The sequence below is a fragment of the Hymenobacter sp. UYCo722 genome, from assembly GCF_040547115.1.
Classification (GTDB): domain Bacteria; phylum Bacteroidota; class Bacteroidia; order Cytophagales; family Hymenobacteraceae; genus Hymenobacter.
Genome location: NZ_JBEPPC010000001.1, coordinates 358,700 through 375,870, shown reverse-complemented (window position 1 = coordinate 375,870; position 17,171 = coordinate 358,700). Strand labels below are relative to the sequence as shown.

Genomic DNA, 17,171 nt, shown 5'->3' with positions numbered 1-17,171 from the left:
AAATGTTGGTGTAGGTTGCTAAATTTAGGGTTTGGCAGCCAGCGAATTAGCGAGGCTAACCAGTTCCGATAGCTCGCGGGCACTCCCGGCGCTCAGGCGGTGCGCCTGCGCGTAGGACTGCAGCTGCAAGGCAACAACCGGGAACGCGCCCAGCAATTCCTTCAGCCCTGGCCGCAGCGGCACAAGGTCATCAGCGGTACGGAGCAAGTAGAATTCTTCGCGTAATTCCGGCAGGCTCAGGTAGCGGGTTGGGCTGGGCGGTGGCAGCCCGCGGCTGTTGCCGCCCACCGGAATGCCAAATACACCCGCCCCCACCGTCGCCGGCACGGGGGTATAAGCCACGGTGCGCTGCGCCAGCCGCTGCCGGCGCAACAGCAGGACCGGTCCAGCACCCAGCTGCTCGAAAAAAGCAATTTCCGGCTGCTTCTGATTACGGTCGGGGTACCAGGGCAGCGCCCGAAACAGCCGCACCTGGTTGGGGTCAGCGGCGGCCGAGCCGTCGGCGGCCATGCTCATTTCCTGCTGCACGGCGCAGGCGGCCACTGCCACCGGCGCAAACGTGCGGATGGTACCATCGGGCCGGGCCAGGAACAGCAGGTCGGGCCCAAATTGCAGGGCCACGGGCCCGTCCAGGGTATCACCGCTGAGAAGCACCACCCGGCCCAGTCGAAACTTCAGCCGCAGCGGGCTATTTCCGGCTCCGGATTGGGCCCGCGCCGGGGCTGCAAACAGGCACAACAGGACGAAAAGCAGCAGGAGTTTCATTGCGCCGCAGGCCCCGTTGGTTAGCTAAGTATCAGGGCTACCACCGAATATAAGCATTTGTCGCGCCGCCCGCAATTAGCCCTTGCCTATTAAAAGCAAAAAGTCCCTAATGCTTCGTCGCACGAAGCATTAGGGACTTGGATGGCATCAGTTCACTTTTAGGCAGCCGGAGTTTCGGCCGATACGGAGCGCATTATTTCGTGCCCCATTTTGTCGCGCTTGGTGGTGAGGTACGCCTCGTTGTGCGGGTTGGCGCTGATTTCGATGGGCAGCGTATCCACGATTTCGAGGCCGTAGCCGATGAGGCCGGTGCGCTTCTTGGGGTTGTTGGTGAGCAGGCGCATGGCGGTGATGCCCAGGTCGCGCAGGATGGACGCACCCACGCCGTAGTCGCGCTCGTCGCCCCGGAAACCCAGCTCTTCGTTGGCCTGCACGGTGTCGCGGCCTTGCTCCTGGAGCTTGTAGGCTTTGAGCTTGTTGAGCAGACCAATGCCGCGGCCCTCCTGGTTCATGTACACAATCACGCCGCGACCTTCGCGCTCAATCTGGCGCATGGCCTGGTGCAGCTGCGGGCCGCAATCGCAGCGGCACGAGCCGAAGATATCGCCCGTTACGCACGAGCTGTGCACGCGCACCAGCACCGGCTCCGGCCCGCTGATATCGCCCTTCACCAAGGCCAGGTGGTTGGCCCCGTTGCTGCGCTGGGTGTAAGCGTAGAGGTCAAAATCGCCCCAATCGGTGGGCAGTCGAACCGAGATTTCGCGGTGAATCAGGCTTTCGTTGGCCAGCCGGTACTTGATGAGGTCCTGCACCGACACGAGTTTCAGGTCCCATTTTTTTGCCACGATTTCGAGGTCGGGCAGGCGGGCCATCTCGCCGTCTTCCTTCAGGATTTCGACCAGCACGCCGGCCGGCTCAAAACCCGCGAGGCGGGCCAAATCTACGGCCGCCTCGGTGTGGCCGGCGCGGCGCAGCACGCCTTCCTTGCGGGCCTTGAGGGGGAAGATGTGGCCCGGCTTACCCAGCTCTTCAGGCTTGGTGGCGGGGTCGATGAGGGCCAGAATGGTCTTGCTGCGGTCGGAAGCCGAGATGCCGGTGGTTACGCCGTTCTTCAGCAAATCAACCGAAACCGTGAAGGGCGTGGCGTGCAGGGCGGTGTTGTGGCCCACCATCAGGTCGAGACCCAGGGCTTCGCAGCGGGCTTCGGGCAGGGAGGCACATACCAGGCCACGGCCATGCGTGGCCATGAAATTGATGATTTCGGGAGTGGCGCAGGCGGCGGCGCAAATGAAGTCGCCTTCGTTTTCGCGGTCCTCGTCGTCGACGACGATAACTACTTTGCCGGCGCGGATATCGGCAATAGCGGATTCAATGGAATCAAGCATGGGAAGCAGGAATTTCGGGCCATAACAACCGGGGCCGGCGCAAAGTTAGCCCCGGCTACCCGCCCCCTGCCCAAACAGGGCTTTGAGGCGGGCCGTGGCCCCGGCCCAGGTGTAGCGCCGCTGCACGAAGGCGTGGCCCCGGCCCGCCAGCTCGGCCGCGGCTTTCGGCTCCAGCAGCAGGTCTGCAATGGCCGATGCCAGGGCGGGCGCGTCGGCTCCTACGCGCAGCTCGCGCCCGTCGGTACCGCCCAGGGCATTGTTGGCCAGCGGGGTTGTCACGCAGGGCAATTCCATGGCCATGGCTTCGAGCAGCTTGTTCTGCAGGCCGGTGCCCACCCGCATGGGCGCGGCAAACACCCGCGCCGAGGCATACGCCGCCCGGATGTCCGGCACCCAGCCACTGATTTCGACTTGGGCTGAAGCCAGCGCCTGCACCCGGGGCGCGGGCGTGGTGCCGGCCACCAGCAGCCGCGCCCCGGGGCACTGCCGGCGCACCAGGGGCATAATCTCCTCGGCCAGAAAGCAGGCCGCGTCCACGTTGGGATGGTAGCTCATGTTGCCGCAGAACAGCACCTCGTAGGGCTTGGCCACCTCGGGCTGGGGCTGAAAGTAGTCCGTGTCAATGCCGTTGAGCACGATTTCGATGGCTGCCCGCCCGGGATGGTCAATTAACTGCCGGTCCTGGTCGCTGATAATGGTGCGGTGGGCAAACCAATCGAATGCCGCCCCCTCGTAGGCCAGCAGCCGCCGGGCTTCGAGGGCCAGCACGGGGCGCTGCCAGGCCGGAGTCTGGGTGGCGCGGCGCGCCATGCCGGCCGAAAAAACGTCCATGTAGTCCAGCGTCATCGGCAGCTGGCCGGCGTGGGGCCGCACGTACTCCGCCATGCGGATGAGCTGGCAGTACACGTGGTCGGGCCGGAAATCGCGCAGCAGCCCGTCAACCTGCCGCTGTGCCCCCGCATCGTGGAAATACCCAACCTGGAGTGGGCGGCCACTGGCCAGCGCCCAGGCCAGGCCGCGCGCGATGCCCGGCCGCCGCAGCCGCCGCAGCACCAGCCCGCCCCGGCACAGCGGGCGCACCGCCGCCAGCGCCTCGGCCGGCACCGGCTCATCGCTGAGCGCGAACAGGCAGATTTCGTGCTGCCGGGCCAGCTCGCGCAACTGATAGTAGGCGCGCAGCTTGTCGCCCTTATCGAGCGGGTACGGAAAGCGGGAGAGCAAAACCAGCAGCTTCATTCGGATGGTAGCGGAGCGGGTGAAACGGCCACCACCGCCGGCTGTAACAGGCGCGCATACAGGTCTTCGAAACGCTGCACCACGCGGCGGTTGTCGTAGAGGTCGGCGGCGGTGCGGGCGGCAGCGGCCCCGAGCGAAGCGGTAGCCAACTCGCCGCCCGCCCAGGCCCGCAGGGCAGTGAGCCAGGCGGCCGGCCCATCGCGCAGCACAATGTCGTGGCCGTCGCGCGCGGCAATGCCTTCGGCACCCAGCGTGGTGCTGAGAATGGCCTTGCCGAGCGCCATCCCCTCGATGATTTTCACGCGCATGCCGCCCCCGCTCAGCAAGGGCACCAGCATCAACTCATACTGCTGCATAAAGGCTGGGGCCGCCTCCACGAAGCCGTGCATGTGCACGTTGCCGGCCCGCAGATTCAGTAAGTGGGCGGGGGCATTGCGGCCGGCAATGTGCAGCTCTACCTCGGGAAATTCGGCGTGAAGCGTGGGCCAAACTTCGCGCAGCAGCCACTCCACCCCTTCCTGGTTGGGCAGCCAATCGAGCGAGCCAATCATAAACAGCGTGCGCGGCTTGGGCCGGATGGCCGGGTCAGCCTGCACGCGGCCCAGCTCCACGCCGGCCGGAATGAACACCACCGGCTCGGGGCAGCCCAGGGCTCGCAGGCGGGCGGCATCGGCCTCCGTAATGGCGGCCACGGCATCGAACTGGGGCAGGTAGCGGCGCTCGAAGGCTTCGAGGCGCGTGGCCATGGTGCGCAGAAACAGCCGCTTGAGCGGGTTACCCTCGCGCCGGGCCAGCATATGCCAGATGGTGTTTTCGACGTTGTGAGCGCGCAGCACCAGAGGCGGCACCCGCAACCCCGCACCTTGCTCACGGCCCAGTAGCTCGGCATACCACGCCACGAAGGTGCCCTCGAACTGGATAACATCGACCTGCTCGGTACGCAGAATTTTCAGCAGCTCCTCGCCAACGGCGGCGCTGATGAACCGCTCCACGTTGTAGGGCTGGCGGCTGAAAAGCAGGTTTTTCAGCGCTTTGCCGGCCGAAATATCGGTGTCGACATCCACCAGTACCAGGCGCAGGCCGGGACCGAGGTGGGCCAGGGCAGCGGCCGGCTGCCGGTGCTTGGGCGTGTTGATGGCCAGCAGCGTGACGCGGTGCCCCGCCCGCACCAGGCCGGCCGCCACGTCGTGCATGGCAATGGCCCCGCCATCGTGGGGTGGAAACGGAACGCGGGGGCAAAGTTGCAGAATGTGCACGGAGGTGAGTTAAGAGTTAAGAGTTGAGCGTTAGGAGCTGAGCGTTAAGCGCTGCTGGCGACCAACCAGCTCGTAACTTTTAACTCCTAATTCTTAACTCAGCTACAATTGCCGGAAACGAACCTCAAACGTTTCAATCTGCTCCTCGCTGCCGAGCACCAGGAGCACATCACCGGCCTCGAGCACGTAGTCGACGCCCGGGCTCACGAGCAGCGAGCCATCGGCTTTGCGCAGGCCGATAATCGTGGCTCCGGTGATGGAGCGCACTTCGAGCTCGCGGATGCTACGGCCGTGCAAATCCTTGCGCAGCTGTTCGAACGACATTTCTTCCAACCGCAGCTTATCGGCGCTCAGGCCCGAAATCAGGTCGAGGAAGCGGATGACCTCGGGGCGTACCACCAGCTTGGCCATGTGCGAGCCCCCAATTTCGTCGGGCATCACCACTGAGTCGGCCCCGGCCGAGATTAGCTTGCTTTCCGAGGTTTTGAGCGAAGCGCGGGCAATAATTTTCAGGCGCGGGTTCAGGGCCCGGGCCGAGAGGGCCACAAACACGTTGTCGGCATCCTTGGGCAGCGAGGTGATGAGCGCCGAAGCCCGCTCCACGCCGGCCTGCTTCAGCACGAGGTCGGTGGTGGCATCGCCGAACACGGTGAAGATGCTGCCGCCGGGCACGCCGTCGCCGTCGTAATCCTCACCAGTATGGCCATCGGTGATGTTTTTCATAAGCTCCTGGTTGGCCTCAATCACCACTACGCGGGCCCCGCTGGCGCGCAGCTCCTGGTAGGCCCGCCGGCCATTGCGCCCAAAGCCGCACACGATAACGTGGCCGCTGAAACGCTTTATCTCCTGGTCGGTTCGAATCATTCTGTAAATTTTGCGCAGCTCGCCATCAAAGATAAAGGAGGAAAAAACCGACACCAGGTAGGCCACCACCACCAGGTTGTAGAGAATATAGAAAGAAACGAAAAGCCGGCCCGCCTCCGAAAACGTGTGAATTTCGCCAAAGCCCACCGTAGCCACGGTGGTCACCGTCATATAAAACGCATCGATGAGCCCGTAATGCTCGATGTAGGTGAAGCCGGCCATGCCGATAATCAGGCTCATCGTCGTGAGAACGACGGCCAGAATTAAGCGGTTGATGTTGAAGCGCTGGAGCATTTAGCTAGGTTGGCAAATAGAAAACTAAAGTACGTCATGCTTTATCTGGCGTTCGCGCAGCCGCAGCACGAGGTGCTTTGTTACTTTTTCACTGCATCACGTTCCCCGCGCTACTACCGTGCCCAATAGCGCGGCCAGCTCGTTGTCGAGCTCCTTCAGGCGCTTGATGTCGCCCAGGATTTCGAACATTTCGACGTCTTCGAGCGGGTGGCGCAGCTTTTCGAGGCACTGGTCGAGCTCGCGCTGCACGTGCACCTTGTTGAGGCGCAGCACGGCGTTGTCGCAGGCCAGCTGGGGCAAATCTACTTCGTTGAACACGTAGATTTCCTTGGTGCGCCAGTTGGGGCTGATTTCGTAGCGCTCGGTGGCCAGGTCGGTGATGAGCTGGCGAATGTCTTCGCGCTCGTTCTGGGCCAGCAGGCGGGCATCGGGGAAGCGGCCAGCCAACAACTCCTGCCGGCAGATTTCCCACATCTCAGCGTAAAGCGGCCGGGTGAGCGGGTTTTCGCCGAGCTGGCCCACGAGGTAGGCTGCCACGCTCACTTCGGGGTCGATTTCGCGGCCGGAGTAGAGCACCAACAGGCGCAGCACTTCCCGCTCGCACACCTGCAGCATGTCGGGGGTGTCGTCGTCATCGGCCGTCCGGGCCGGCGCAGTCACAAACGAGGCACCCGCGCCCAAGATTTCCACGGTAGCCTCGGCCCCGCCGTACATCAGCATTTCGGCTTCCTCCTCGTCCGTCATCGGCCGGCCGGCCGGAGCCGAGCGGGGGTTGGAGCTGGGTGGGTAGCCCGAGTTGGCGCTGCCCGCCCCCTGGCCGTAGTTGCCCCGGTTGTCGCCGCTGCCGCCGGGCTTGCTCTGCTGGCCGGGCGATTTCACCAGCTTATTATACTCCGTAATGAGTACCTGCTCATCAATGCCAAACGTAGCCGAGGTCTGCTGCAAAAACACCTGGCGCTTGATAGCATCCGGCACTTTGGCGATGCTATGCAGCACGTCGCGGATGGCCTCGGCCTTCTTCACGGGGTCGCCCGAGGCTTCGCGGGCTACCAGCGTAGTCTTGAAGGTGATGAAGTCCTGGCTCTGGGTTTCGATGTACTCGGTGAAGCGCTGGTCGCCCACTTTGCGGATGTAGGAGTCGGGGTCGTCGCCGTCGGGAAAGAGCACCACCCGCACGTTCAAACCGCCTTCGAGCAGCAAATCAGTGCCGCGCAGCGAGGCTTTGATACCGGCCGCGTCGCCGTCGTATAGCACCGTCACGTTGTCCGAATAGCGCTTGATAAGGCGAATCTGGCCCTCGGTGAGCGAGGTCCCCGAAGAGGCCACCACGTTTTTGATGCCGCCCTGGTAGAGCGACAGTACGTCGAGGTAGCCTTCGACCAGGTAGCAGACTTCCTGCGTTCGAATGGCCTGGCGGGCCTGAAACAAACCATACAGCACGTCCGACTTATGGTAAATATCCGACTCGGGCGAGTTCAGGTACTTCGCCATCTTGTCGTCGCGCTTCAGGGTGCGCGCCCCGAAGCCCACCACCCGGCCGCTGATGTTGTGAATCGGGAACATCACGCGGCCCCGGAACCGGTCGTAGCGCCGGCCGGTGTCGTGGCCCTGGTCGTCGGTGCGTATGACGGTGAGGCCGGTTTTTTCCAGGTATTTCTTGTCGTATCCGGCCGTTTCGCCCGCCTTCATCAGGTCGTCCCAGCTATCGAGCGAGTAACCCAGCTCGAAGGTCTGGATGGTGCTCAAGTTCAGGCCGCGCTCCTTGAGGTAGCCGTAGCCGATGCTCATGCCCTCCTCGGAGTTGAGCAGCAGGCGGTGGAAGTGGTTTTTGGCGAAGTCGGAAACGATGAACTGGGAATCTCGTTCGTTCTGCTCCAGCTGCTGCTGGGGCGTACGCTCCTCCTCCTCAATGGTGATGGCGTACTTCTTGGCCAGGTATTTCAGGGCCTCCACGTAGCTGGTGCCCTCCACGTCCATCACAAACTGCACTACACCGCCGGCCTTGCCGCAGCCGAAGCATTTGTACAGGCTCTTGGCCGGGTTTACCGAAAACGACGGCGATTTCTCGTTGTGGAACGGGCACGGGGCCCACAGGTTCTGGCCCTTGCGCTTGAGCTGCACAAAGTCGCCGACGACTTCCACGATGTCGGCGGTCTGGATAATCTGGTCAACTAACTCTTTGGGGATGCGGGCCATGGGGGCAATTCAGGCTTTTTTGACTTAGCACGTCATGCTGAGCGTAGCCGAAGCATCTCGCTTGCCACCACTAACTCAATCGTTCTACGATTTTGATTACTACCACAAGCGAGATGCTTCGGCTGCGCGGACGCCAGATGAGCATGACGTTCTTTTACTGCGGCAGTATCTGGAGCAACAAATTTCGCCCTACTTTCTCCTACGTCCTACCTTTGTCCGGAATAAACTCCGCGCAAGATGCCCGCATACCGTCCCGAAGAAATCGAAAAGAAGTGGCAGGCCCACTGGAAACAGCACAGCACGTTCCAGACCCAGAACCACTCCGACAAGCCCAAATACTACGTGCTCGACATGTTTCCCTACCCCTCCGGGGCGGGCCTGCACGTTGGGCACCCGCTGGGCTACATTGCCTCCGATATCGTGACGCGCTACAAGCGCCTGAAGGGCTTCAACGTGTTGCATCCCATGGGTTTCGACTCGTTTGGCCTGCCCGCTGAGCAGTACGCCATTCAGACCGGCCAGCACCCCGCGCTCACGACCGATAAGAATATCGAAACTTACGTGCAGCAGCTCAGCAGCCTGGGTTTCAGCTACGATTGGAGCCGCGAAGTGCGCACCTCGGACGCCTCGTATTATAAGTGGACGCAGTGGATTTTCCTCAAGCTGTTTAACTCCTGGTACAACCTCGACACGAATAAGGCCGAGCCCCTCACCGACCTCACCGCTCGCTTTGCGGCCACCGGCAGCGACGGCATCCGCGCCGCCGGCGACGACGGCGACCGCCTCAGCTTCTCGGCCGGCCAGTGGCAGTTGTTCAGTGAAAAGCAGAAGCTGGCCGCCGTGCTCCCCTACCGCCTGGCCTACCAGCAGGACACCTACGTGAACTGGTGCCCCGGCCTGGGCACAGTGCTCAGCAACGATGAAGTAAAGGATGGCCTGAGCGAGCGCGGCGGTTTCCCCGTCGAGCGCCGTCTCATGCCCCAATGGAACCTGCGCATCACCGCCTACGCCGACCGCCTGCTGGCTGGCCTCGACCAGCTCGACTGGCCTGATGCCGTGAAGGAGATGCAGCGCAACTGGATTGGCAAGAGCATCGGGGCCGAAGTCACCTTCCCGGTGCAGGGCTCCGAAACCGCCCAAATTAAGGTCTACACTACCCGCGTCGACACTATTTACGGGGCCACGTTTCTGGTGCTGGCTCCCGAGCACGATTTGGTTAATGAGTTGACCACAGGTGCCCAGCGCGCCGCCGTGGACGAGTACATCGCCGCCACTAAGCGCCGCTCGGAGCGCGACCGCATGACCGACGTAAAGGCCGTGTCCGGCGTCTTCACCGGGGCCTACGCCCTGAACCCGGTGAACAACGAGCCCGTGCAAATCTGGCTGGCCGACTACGTACTGGCCGGCTACGGCACCGGCGCGGTGATGGCCGTGCCCAGCGGCGACCAGCGCGACTACCTTTTCGCCCAGCATTTCGGCCTGCCCATTCCCGCCATTTCCGATGCCCAAAAGGACCTCGACCAGCAGGCCGACCCCACTAAGGAAGGCCGTTACATCAATTCCGGCATCATCAACGGCCTCACCTACAAGGAAGCCACGCCCAAACTCATCGCCTTCCTCGAAACCCAGGGCTTGGGCAAAGGCAAGGTGAATTTCCGCCAGCGCGACGCCATTTTCGGCCGCCAGCGCTACTGGGGCGAGCCCATTCCGATTTACTACAAGGACGGCACCGCGTATGGTATCGCCGAAAGCGACCTGCCCCTCATCCTGCCCGAAATCGACGAATACAAGCCCACCGAAACCGGCGAGCCGCCCCTCGGCCGTGCCGCCAATTGGCTCTACAAGGACAAATACCCCTACGAGCTGAGCACCATGCCCGGCTGGGCAGGCTCGTCGTGGTACTACCTCCGCTACATGGACCCCACCAACGAAGCCCGCTTCGTGTCGGAAGAAGCTGAGCAGTACTGGGGCTCCGTGGACCTCTACATGGGCGGGGCCGAGCACGCCACCGGCCACCTGCTTTACTCCCGATTCTGGTACCTATTCCTAAAGGATTTGGGCCTCGTCAGCAGCGGCGAGCCCTTCCAGAAACTGATTAATCAGGGGATGATTTTGGGCATGTCTGCTTTCGCACTTCGCGAAGGGAATACTTCGCGGTCAAATACGCTCTTAGTAGCTGGAAGCAGAGAACCAGTTTTACTAAACTTTGGTGGCCACGATGATGCAGTTAGGGCAGCATTTTATAGTGCTGATTCATTAGCTGGAAAGTTATTTCATTCTGGAAAGCTAGAACCTGAAGAAGGTCGCGCCTCAAAATTTGGTCAACGTCATGTACCTATTGATTTTATCAAGGGCGACCATAACCTTGATGCTGTTGGTCAAATCGAATTTGAGAAGTGGTTGGGAGAGAGATGTGTTTTCGTGTGCGATACAACATTTTGGTATGATGGGGTATGCTACGATATCGACACTCAAAAGCCTGCCGAGAAGCCAGAAGCGTTTTTAGTAATCCGGGAGGTCGAGAAAATGTCGAAGTCGAAATACAATGTTGTTAATCCTAACGTTCTAATCGACAAATACGGCGCGGATGCGCTGCGCCTTTACGAGATGTTCCTCGGCCCGCTGGAGCAGTACAAGCCCTGGAACACCAACGGCATCAGCGGCGTAAGCGGCTTCCTTAAGAAGCTCTGGCGCCTGTTCCACCCCGAAGACGGCGACCTGGCCGTGACCGATGAGCTCGCCACCCCGGCCGAGCTCAAGGTGCTGCACCGCGCCATCCAAAAGGTCCAGGAAGACATCGAGAAGTTCAGCTTCAACACTTCCGTCAGCCTGTTCATGATTACCGTGAACGAGCTCACGGCCCTCAAATGCCACAAGCGCGCCATCCTGGAGCCGCTGGTGCTGCTGGTGAGCCCGTACGCCCCGCACCTCGCCGAGGAGCTGTGGCAGGAGCTGGGCCATACGGCCGGCAGCATCAGCCACGCCGACTACCCCGAGTTCCGCGAAGAATTCCTGGTGGAAGACACCGTAACCTACCCGCTGGCCATCAACGGCAAGGTGCGCGAGCAGATGCAGTTTGCCGTCGCCGCTACCGCCGCCGAGATTGAAACCGCCGTGCTGGCGTCGGATTTCCTGGCCCGATTCGGGGAGGGAAAATCGGCGAAGAAGGTGATTGTGGTGCCGGGACGAATGGTGAACGTGGTGGTGTAAATAGAACGTCATGCTGAGCTTGCCGAAGCATCACTACCGAGTAAGTAATGTGTTCACATTGCGGCAGAGATGCTTCAGCAAGCTCAGCATGACTATTTATAACCAACAACAAAAGGCCTTTTGCAATTGCATTAGGCCTTTTTTTATCCTGATTCAAAATAACGGTATGGCTCGAATTTGTAGCCTAACTTGTGCTCACAAAATCACCTTCTGACTTCTAATGTATCAGCAGAATTCTTCCCGACTTCACCCGTTGTTTTCTCGAGCTCAACACTTCATACGGCCGATAGTATTGCTTGTGGCCTCGTTGCTCAGCTTTGCTACTCACGCTCAAACCACTGATGCCGCCGGCCCGCTGCTTACCCCCGAGCAATTTCTGGGCTACAAGCTCGGCGCACAGTTCACGCCCCACGCCGAGCTGCTGCGCTACGTGGCCCACATTACCGCTCACTCGCCCGGCCACATGAAGCTGGTGCGCTACGGCAACACCTACGAGAAGCGCCCGCTCGAAGTGGTGCAGATTGCCAATGCCGAAACCTTCGGCCGGCTCGAAGATGTGCGTCACAACAACCTGAAACTGGCCGGCCTGGAAAGCGGCGGCGGCCAGCGCCAGCAGCCCGCCGTGTGCTGGCTGAGCTATAACGTGCACGGCAACGAGGCCGTGAGCTCAGAAGCCGTGATGCAGGTGCTCTATGACCTTGCCAACCCGCAGGACCAGCAGATACAGGACTGGCTGAAAAATACCGTCGTCATTGTCGACCCCTGCATCAATCCCGACGGCCACGACCGGTACGTGAACTGGTACAACCGCGTGCGCAACCAGTCGCCCAACACCAGCCCCGATTCCTGGGAGCACCACGAGCCCTGGCCCGGCGGCCGCTACAACCACTACTACTTCGACCTGAACCGCGACTGGGCCTGGCAAACCCAGCAGGAAACCCGCCAGCGCGTTGCGCTCTACAACCAGTGGCTGCCGGCGGTACACGCCGATTTCCACGAGATGGGCCCCAACAACACCTACTACTTCTCGCCCGCCGCCAAGCCCTACCACGCCGACCTCACGGCCTGGCAGCGCAAGTTTCAGGGCATTCTGGGCGACTACAACAAGGTGGCTTTCGACAAGAACAACTGGCTGTATTTCACCCGCGAAGTCTACGACCTCTACGCCCCCACCTACGGCGACACCTGGCCCAGCTTCAACGGCGCTATTGGGATGACGTATGAGCAGGGCGGCGGCGGCCCCGCTGGCGTGGCCTACGCCCGCCTCGACGGCGACACCCTCACGCTGGCCCAGCGCATTGCCCACCACCACGCCGCCAGTCGCGCCACTATCCAAGCCACCGCCGAGCGCCACGACGACCTGCTGCGCGAGTTCCAGAGCTACTTCGCCAACGCCGCCAGCAAGCCCCAGGGCGAATACAAAAGCTACGTGATGGCCGCCGGCAACGACCCCGGTCAGCTCCGCGCCTTCACCCAATACCTCGACCGCAACCAGATTCGCTACGGCTACGCGCCGAAGCGCACCAAAACGCGCGGCTTCAACTACACCACCGGCAAAACCGGCGACGTGCAAATCGAAGCCCGCGACGTAGTCATCAGCATGTACCAGCCCAAATCGACGCTGGTGAAGGTGCTGTTCGAGCCCAAGTCCCAGCTCGAAGACTCCCTCACCTACGACATCACCTCCTGGGCCCTGCCCTACGCCTTCGGCCTGAAATCCTACGCCGTGGCCGGCCGCCTCGACGCCTCGGGCGGGGCCGCCGCCGCACCCGTGGTGAAAGGCAGCGCCGCCATGGCCGACAAGCCCTACGCCTACCTGGCCCGCTGGAATAGCCTGCAGGACGTGCGCTTCCTCAGCCGCCTGCTGCAACAGAAAGTGAAGGTGCGCTACGCCGAAAAGGCCTTTGAATCGGAAGGCCAGCAATACGCGCCCGGCACGCTCATCATCACCCGCACCGGCAACGAGGGGCTAGGAGCCCGCTTCGACCAATTGGTGCGCGCCCAGGCCGACTCGGCTGGCATCACCGTCATGGCCGTGAAATCGGGTTTTTCAACCACGGGGCGCGATTTGGGCTCCGGGTCGGTGCATTTCGTGAAGCAGCCGAATGTGGCCGTAGTGGCCGGCACGGGCGTCGATGCCACGGCCTTTGGCGAGGTGTGGCACTTCTTCGAGCAGCAGCTCGGCTACCCAATCACAGTGCTCGGCACCGACTACCTCAGCCGCGTTTCACTTAATAAATACGACGTGCTCATCCTGCCCAACGGCGGCGGCTACGGCGACGTGTACAACGACCGCAACCTCGAGAGTCTGAAAACCTGGGTGCGCGACGGCGGCCGCCTCATCGCCCTGGAAGGCGCGGCCAAATTTCTGGCCGGCAAAAAGGACTTCCTCCTGAAACCCAAAACTGCCGACTCGGTCGCCATAAAAAAAGCCGCCAAGGAAAAACCTTACCGCCTGCTGCGCCGCTACGGCGACGCCGAACGGGAGGAAGCGGAGGATGCCGTGCAGGGCAGCATTTATCGCGTGCAGCTCGACAACTCCCACCCACTGGCCTTTGGCTACGGCGACACCTACTTTGCCCTGGTACGCAACCCCCTCAACTACAGCTTTCTGGGAAAGGGCGGCTGGAACGTAGGCGTCATCAAAAAGGACAGCTATTCGGCGGGCTTCACCGGCACCAAGGCCCGCAAGGAGCTCACTGATACTTTCGTGGTCGGCACTCAGGATTTGGGCCGCGGCTCAGTGGTTTATCTGGGCGATAACCCGCTGTTCCGCGCCTTCTGGCAGAGCGGGAAGCTGATGTTTGGCAACGCCGTTTTCCTAGTCGGGCAATAACGCTCCGACCCTATCGTCAGCACGTCATGCTGAACGCAGAGAAGCATCTCAGCCGCAATAGTTAATCATATACTATTACGATAGAGATGCTTCCCCGCGTTCAGCATGACGTTTTTTATTCTATGCGCTATAATTCCAGCACCGCCTTTACCGCTTTAGGCAACGACGACCGCACTAAATCATACGAGTGGTCAATCAACTCGCGCAGCTGACTATCCGGCGCACCGGCTGCAATGAGCACCGTGTTCCAGTGCTTCTTGTTTGAATGGTAGCCGGGCAGCACGTAATCGTGGGCTTCGCGGAGCTCGGCGGCACGCTCGGGGTCGCATTTCAGGTTGATGCTGGCAAACGTGTTGATGTCGGTCAGCGCGAACATCTTACCGCCCACTTTGAACACCAGCGTATCGGGGCCAAAGGGCGTGTGCTCCGTCACTCCTGCTTTCAGCAAGCAGTAATCGCGGAAATCCTCAATGTTCATGTCAACTCAACCTACAGCACGTAGCGGAAAAACATCACCACCAGGCACACCAGGAACATCGCTAAGCTGAGCTTATTGATGAAGTGCATGGTCTTCATGTTGAAGTTGTTTTTCCGGTTCGGGTCGTGCTTGCGGAAATAATAACCGAGCAGGGGGCCGAAGTTAAAGAGGTTCTTGCCGTTCATATCAGAGCATGTTGGAGACTATCTAAGTAACAGCGGCCGCGCCAGAAAGATTTGCTATCGCCTATACTTTAGCGGATAAGGCCAGCGGCATTTGGCATGGAGCTGGATTCTTCACGGGCGCAGGCTGAAGTATGCGCTACAAGACCCGGCGCTCGCGCCAGGCCAGCCCGGCCGGCAACTCTACCGAAGCAAACTCCAGGTGCATTACCCGGCGCGGCCGGTGACTGGTGCTGCGGCTCGAAGCGTGCAGTAGCAGCGGCTTCATCAGCATAGCCCCGCCGGCGGGCACGGCGCACATGGTGGCATCAGGCGTGTGGCCGGCAATGGCAGCGGCCGCCACTACGCCGAGGCGGTGGGTACCAGGCACCACTTTCAACGCGCCGTTGGTAGCATCGCAGTCGTCGAGGTGAATGCGGATGGTAACGATGTCTTCCAGCACCGCAACCGGCGGCTGCACCGCCGCACCTTCGGCTTTGTTTGTCCAGGGACCGAAACCGGGCTGGTCGGCGCGGCGGTTCACGTTTATCATCAGGTCCTGATGCCAGGCCACCAGCCAGTTTGAGCCGGCAGGCTTATCAAAATAAATGGCTTTCACCAGTCGACCGCCCCCCGCCGGGAACAATTCGCCTAGCAGCTGCCGCAACCCTGGGATATTGAGCAGCGGCCAGAGGCCCGGCACCTCACCCAGCAAATCCCGAATGGCAAACACTTCCTGGCTACGCCGAAAGTTGAGGCCGCTAACTGGCGCACTTTCTACGGCGCGCAGCAACGCTGCTACCTCGGCCGGCGCAAAGAGCCCTGGCAACATGGCGAACCCTGCCTCGGCAAATTGCGCAGCCACTGGGTCGGGGAGGAAAGCTGTTTTCATACGTCCGCAAAGCTACATTCGTACGGTCGGCAGCCGCGCAGCCCAAGGCGCTGCGCCGGGCACTTCACCATTCAAAAGTTCTTGATTGTGCATAAATTGATTATCCCACTCCTTTTTGCCGGCGTGCTGGCCACCGCACCCCTCATTGCAAAGGCCCAAAAAGCACCTTCCGAAACGGAGGCTGTGAAGCAAACCGTCACGGCCTTTTTCGATGGTATGCGACGCGGCGACAGCCTCGCCGTGCGCCGTACGCTGGCTCCGGCGGCCGTATTCCACGCTTTTGGTGGAAAACCCGGCCAGCCGCCCACGCTGGAAATAGAATCTATTAGCGGCTTCCTGAAAGCCGTGGGCACGCCTCACTCCGAAATATGGGACGAGCGGGTGCAGTTCGAGCGGGTGCTCATCGATGCCAACCTGGCCAGCGTGTGGGCTCCCTACGAGTTCTACCTGGGCAGCAAATTCAGCCACTGCGGCTACGACTCCTTTCAGCTGGTGAAGCTGGCGGATGGCTGGAAAATCGCGCACGTTATCGACACGCGGCGCAAGGAGAAGTGCCGGTGAGCAACCGTACTTTTGACCAAACTCAACCCGGCGCATTAATGGAACCCAAACGTTATCCGAGACAGCTTTCGCGTGGGGCCAACAACGCGGCTATCGCAATTTCCGAAACGGAGGTCGGCAAATTATTTAACGACGATACTCGTTCCGACATTGGCTCGGAAGCTGAGAAAATGCGTTTTGCGAATGAAGTAAACGGGTTGGTTGTTAAATTCCTTCGCTTGGAAACCAACGAAGCATTGGGCACCGATATGTTGGTTATGGAGCGCATCTACCCCATCGATTTCCGAGCTTATGAAGTGGAAATGCGCGAAATCTGGTTCGACGTATTTGAGGAGGAATTGCAGACGCTGCACACTGCCGGCTTCGTGCATCGCGACTTGCTACGCCCTTCTAACCTGCCAGGCGACCGCTACGATAATATCCTGCTCACGCAACAGGGCCTGCGACTGATTGATGTAGGAATTTCCGTGTTGCAACGGCAGGTTGGCGAGTCGTTTTTTCAGGCGTATATACAGCGCGAACTAGAGGAACTGAAATTGTTTCGGACGTTCTTTCTGGGGCGGTAGTACGATTAATTCTTGCGGGTTATCTGATTTAATCACCGAAAGCGACTAGCCATAATTGCCGGCAAAAACTTGCTTAAACAGAGTTGCCAAATTTGGAATCAATGCTGAAATAGCCGGCGTTAATGCTGAAGTTGTTTATAAAGTCGCCGAAATTAATTAAAACGTCATGCTGAGCTTGTCGAAGCATCTCTACCGCTTCGTAGGCGACGGCTTAACGAAGCGGTAGAGATGCTTCGACAAGCTCAGCATGACCGCTCTCTTGACTTTCTAAACAGCTTCGCTTCTAGCTTTTGTTTTATTTGCAAACTTGACCAACGAAATTTACCGTAATAATCGAGGTGTATTTCAACAATTTTTAATTCCTGAGCTTTTACAAATTTCTCATATTCAATACCGCCAGCATAACTTAATTGTCGGCTGTGCGCAGGCTGTTCGTCGTTAATGAAACTGAAATCAAGCATTTCGAAGGAA

General features: G+C 60.4%; 14 protein-coding genes. 4 read left to right on the top strand and 10 right to left on the bottom strand.

Going from position 1 to position 17,171, the window contains the following annotated elements; translation table 11 throughout:
• Positions 1-24 precede the first annotated feature (24 nt).
• The 6 genes from ABIB44_RS01650 to dnaG all read right to left on the bottom strand — a co-directional run bounded on the left by ABIB44_RS01650 (position 25) and on the right by dnaG (position 7,996).
• The gene (locus ABIB44_RS01650) at positions 25-765 is read right to left on the bottom strand and encodes a hypothetical protein (RefSeq protein ID WP_354582880.1); all 741 of its coding nucleotides are present in this window, start codon (positions 763-765) and stop codon (positions 25-27) included.
• Between the two features lie 158 nt (positions 766-923).
• On the bottom strand, positions 924-2,150 hold the full coding sequence (locus ABIB44_RS01645) for a bifunctional 3,4-dihydroxy-2-butanone-4-phosphate synthase/GTP cyclohydrolase II (protein WP_354582879.1): 1,227 nt from the start codon (positions 2,148-2,150) through the stop codon (positions 924-926).
• 45 nt (positions 2,151-2,195) lie between these two features.
• A complete protein-coding gene (locus ABIB44_RS01640) occupies positions 2,196-3,386 on the bottom strand; it encodes a glycosyltransferase (protein WP_354582878.1) in 1,191 nt (396 codons plus the stop codon).
• Positions 3,383-4,642: a glycosyltransferase family 4 protein gene (locus ABIB44_RS01635; RefSeq protein ID WP_354582877.1), complete on the bottom strand. Its 1,260-nt coding sequence runs from the start codon at positions 4,640-4,642 to the stop codon at positions 3,383-3,385. The genes ABIB44_RS01640 and ABIB44_RS01635 overlap by 4 nt, the downstream gene beginning before the upstream one ends.
• Before the next feature lie 102 nt (positions 4,643-4,744).
• Positions 4,745-5,800, bottom strand: a complete 1,056-nt coding sequence (locus ABIB44_RS01630) for a potassium channel family protein (protein ID WP_354582876.1) — start codon at positions 5,798-5,800, stop codon at positions 4,745-4,747.
• Between the two features lie 96 nt (positions 5,801-5,896).
• On the bottom strand, positions 5,897-7,996 hold the full coding sequence (gene dnaG, locus ABIB44_RS01625; protein ID WP_354582875.1) for a DNA primase: 2,100 nt from the start codon (positions 7,994-7,996) through the stop codon (positions 5,897-5,899).
• A 237-nt stretch (positions 7,997-8,233) separates the two neighbouring features.
• On the opposite strand from dnaG, the gene ABIB44_RS01620 reads away from it, so the two are divergent.
• Positions 8,234-11,206 (top strand): leucine--tRNA ligase, encoded by a 2,973-nt coding sequence (locus ABIB44_RS01620; protein WP_354582874.1) that lies wholly within the window; start codon positions 8,234-8,236, stop codon positions 11,204-11,206.
• A gap of 298 nt (positions 11,207-11,504) precedes the next feature.
• Positions 11,505-14,042 (top strand): M14 family metallopeptidase, encoded by a 2,538-nt coding sequence (locus ABIB44_RS01615; RefSeq protein WP_354582873.1) that lies wholly within the window; start codon positions 11,505-11,507, stop codon positions 14,040-14,042.
• A gap of 127 nt (positions 14,043-14,169) precedes the next feature.
• Here ABIB44_RS01615 and ABIB44_RS01610 read toward each other — a convergent pair whose 3' ends face one another.
• From ABIB44_RS01610 to ABIB44_RS01600, 3 genes are all read right to left on the bottom strand, one after another.
• A complete protein-coding gene (locus ABIB44_RS01610) occupies positions 14,170-14,520 on the bottom strand; it encodes an MmcQ/YjbR family DNA-binding protein (RefSeq protein ID WP_354582872.1) in 351 nt (116 codons plus the stop codon).
• A gap of 11 nt (positions 14,521-14,531) precedes the next feature.
• Complete coding sequence (locus tag ABIB44_RS01605) at positions 14,532-14,705, bottom strand: DUF6728 family protein (protein ID WP_354582871.1); 174 nt, start codon at positions 14,703-14,705, stop codon at positions 14,532-14,534.
• 136 nt (positions 14,706-14,841) lie between these two features.
• Complete coding sequence (locus ABIB44_RS01600) at positions 14,842-15,573, bottom strand: phytanoyl-CoA dioxygenase family protein (protein ID WP_354582870.1); 732 nt, start codon at positions 15,571-15,573, stop codon at positions 14,842-14,844.
• Between the two features lie 87 nt (positions 15,574-15,660).
• On the opposite strand from ABIB44_RS01600, the gene ABIB44_RS01595 reads away from it, so the two are divergent.
• Both ABIB44_RS01595 and ABIB44_RS01590 read left to right on the top strand, forming a co-directional pair.
• Positions 15,661-16,134, top strand: coding sequence for a nuclear transport factor 2 family protein (locus tag ABIB44_RS01595; RefSeq protein ID WP_354582869.1), 474 nt, complete (start codon positions 15,661-15,663; stop codon positions 16,132-16,134).
• Between the two features lie 38 nt (positions 16,135-16,172).
• Entirely contained in the window at positions 16,173-16,700 is a 528-nt protein-coding gene (locus tag ABIB44_RS01590; RefSeq protein WP_354582868.1) for a hypothetical protein, read from the top strand.
• Between the two features lie 242 nt (positions 16,701-16,942).
• Here ABIB44_RS01590 and ABIB44_RS01585 read toward each other — a convergent pair whose 3' ends face one another.
• Complete coding sequence (locus ABIB44_RS01585) at positions 16,943-17,161, bottom strand: hypothetical protein (RefSeq protein ID WP_354582867.1); 219 nt, start codon at positions 17,159-17,161, stop codon at positions 16,943-16,945.
• Positions 17,162-17,171: the final 10 nt, after the last annotated feature.

Excerpts from the sequence above, each read along its gene's own strand:
- ABIB44_RS01600 (WP_354582870.1), bottom strand. The coding sequence starts at position 15,573 with ATGAAAACAGCTTTCCTCCCCGACCCAGTGGCTGCGCAATTTGCCGAG.
- ABIB44_RS01630 (WP_354582876.1), bottom strand. The coding sequence starts at position 5,800 with ATGCTCCAGCGCTTCAACATCAACCGCTTAATTCTGGCCGTCGTTCTC.
- ABIB44_RS01650 (WP_354582880.1), bottom strand. The coding sequence starts at position 765 with ATGAAACTCCTGCTGCTTTTCGTCCTGTTGTGCCTGTTTGCAGCCCCG.
- dnaG (WP_354582875.1), bottom strand. The coding sequence starts at position 7,996 with ATGGCCCGCATCCCCAAAGAGTTAGTTGACCAGATTATCCAGACCGCC.
- ABIB44_RS01605 (WP_354582871.1), bottom strand. The coding sequence starts at position 14,705 with ATGAACGGCAAGAACCTCTTTAACTTCGGCCCCCTGCTCGGTTATTAT.
- ABIB44_RS01645 (WP_354582879.1), bottom strand. The coding sequence starts at position 2,150 with ATGCTTGATTCCATTGAATCCGCTATTGCCGATATCCGCGCCGGCAAA.
- ABIB44_RS01610 (WP_354582872.1), bottom strand. The coding sequence starts at position 14,520 with ATGAACATTGAGGATTTCCGCGATTACTGCTTGCTGAAAGCAGGAGTG.
- ABIB44_RS01590 (WP_354582868.1), top strand. The coding sequence starts at position 16,173 with ATGGAACCCAAACGTTATCCGAGACAGCTTTCGCGTGGGGCCAACAAC.
- ABIB44_RS01620 (WP_354582874.1), top strand. The coding sequence starts at position 8,234 with ATGCCCGCATACCGTCCCGAAGAAATCGAAAAGAAGTGGCAGGCCCAC.
- ABIB44_RS01585 (WP_354582867.1), bottom strand. The coding sequence starts at position 17,161 with ATGCTTGATTTCAGTTTCATTAACGACGAACAGCCTGCGCACAGCCGA.
- ABIB44_RS01640 (WP_354582878.1), bottom strand. The coding sequence starts at position 3,386 with ATGAAGCTGCTGGTTTTGCTCTCCCGCTTTCCGTACCCGCTCGATAAG.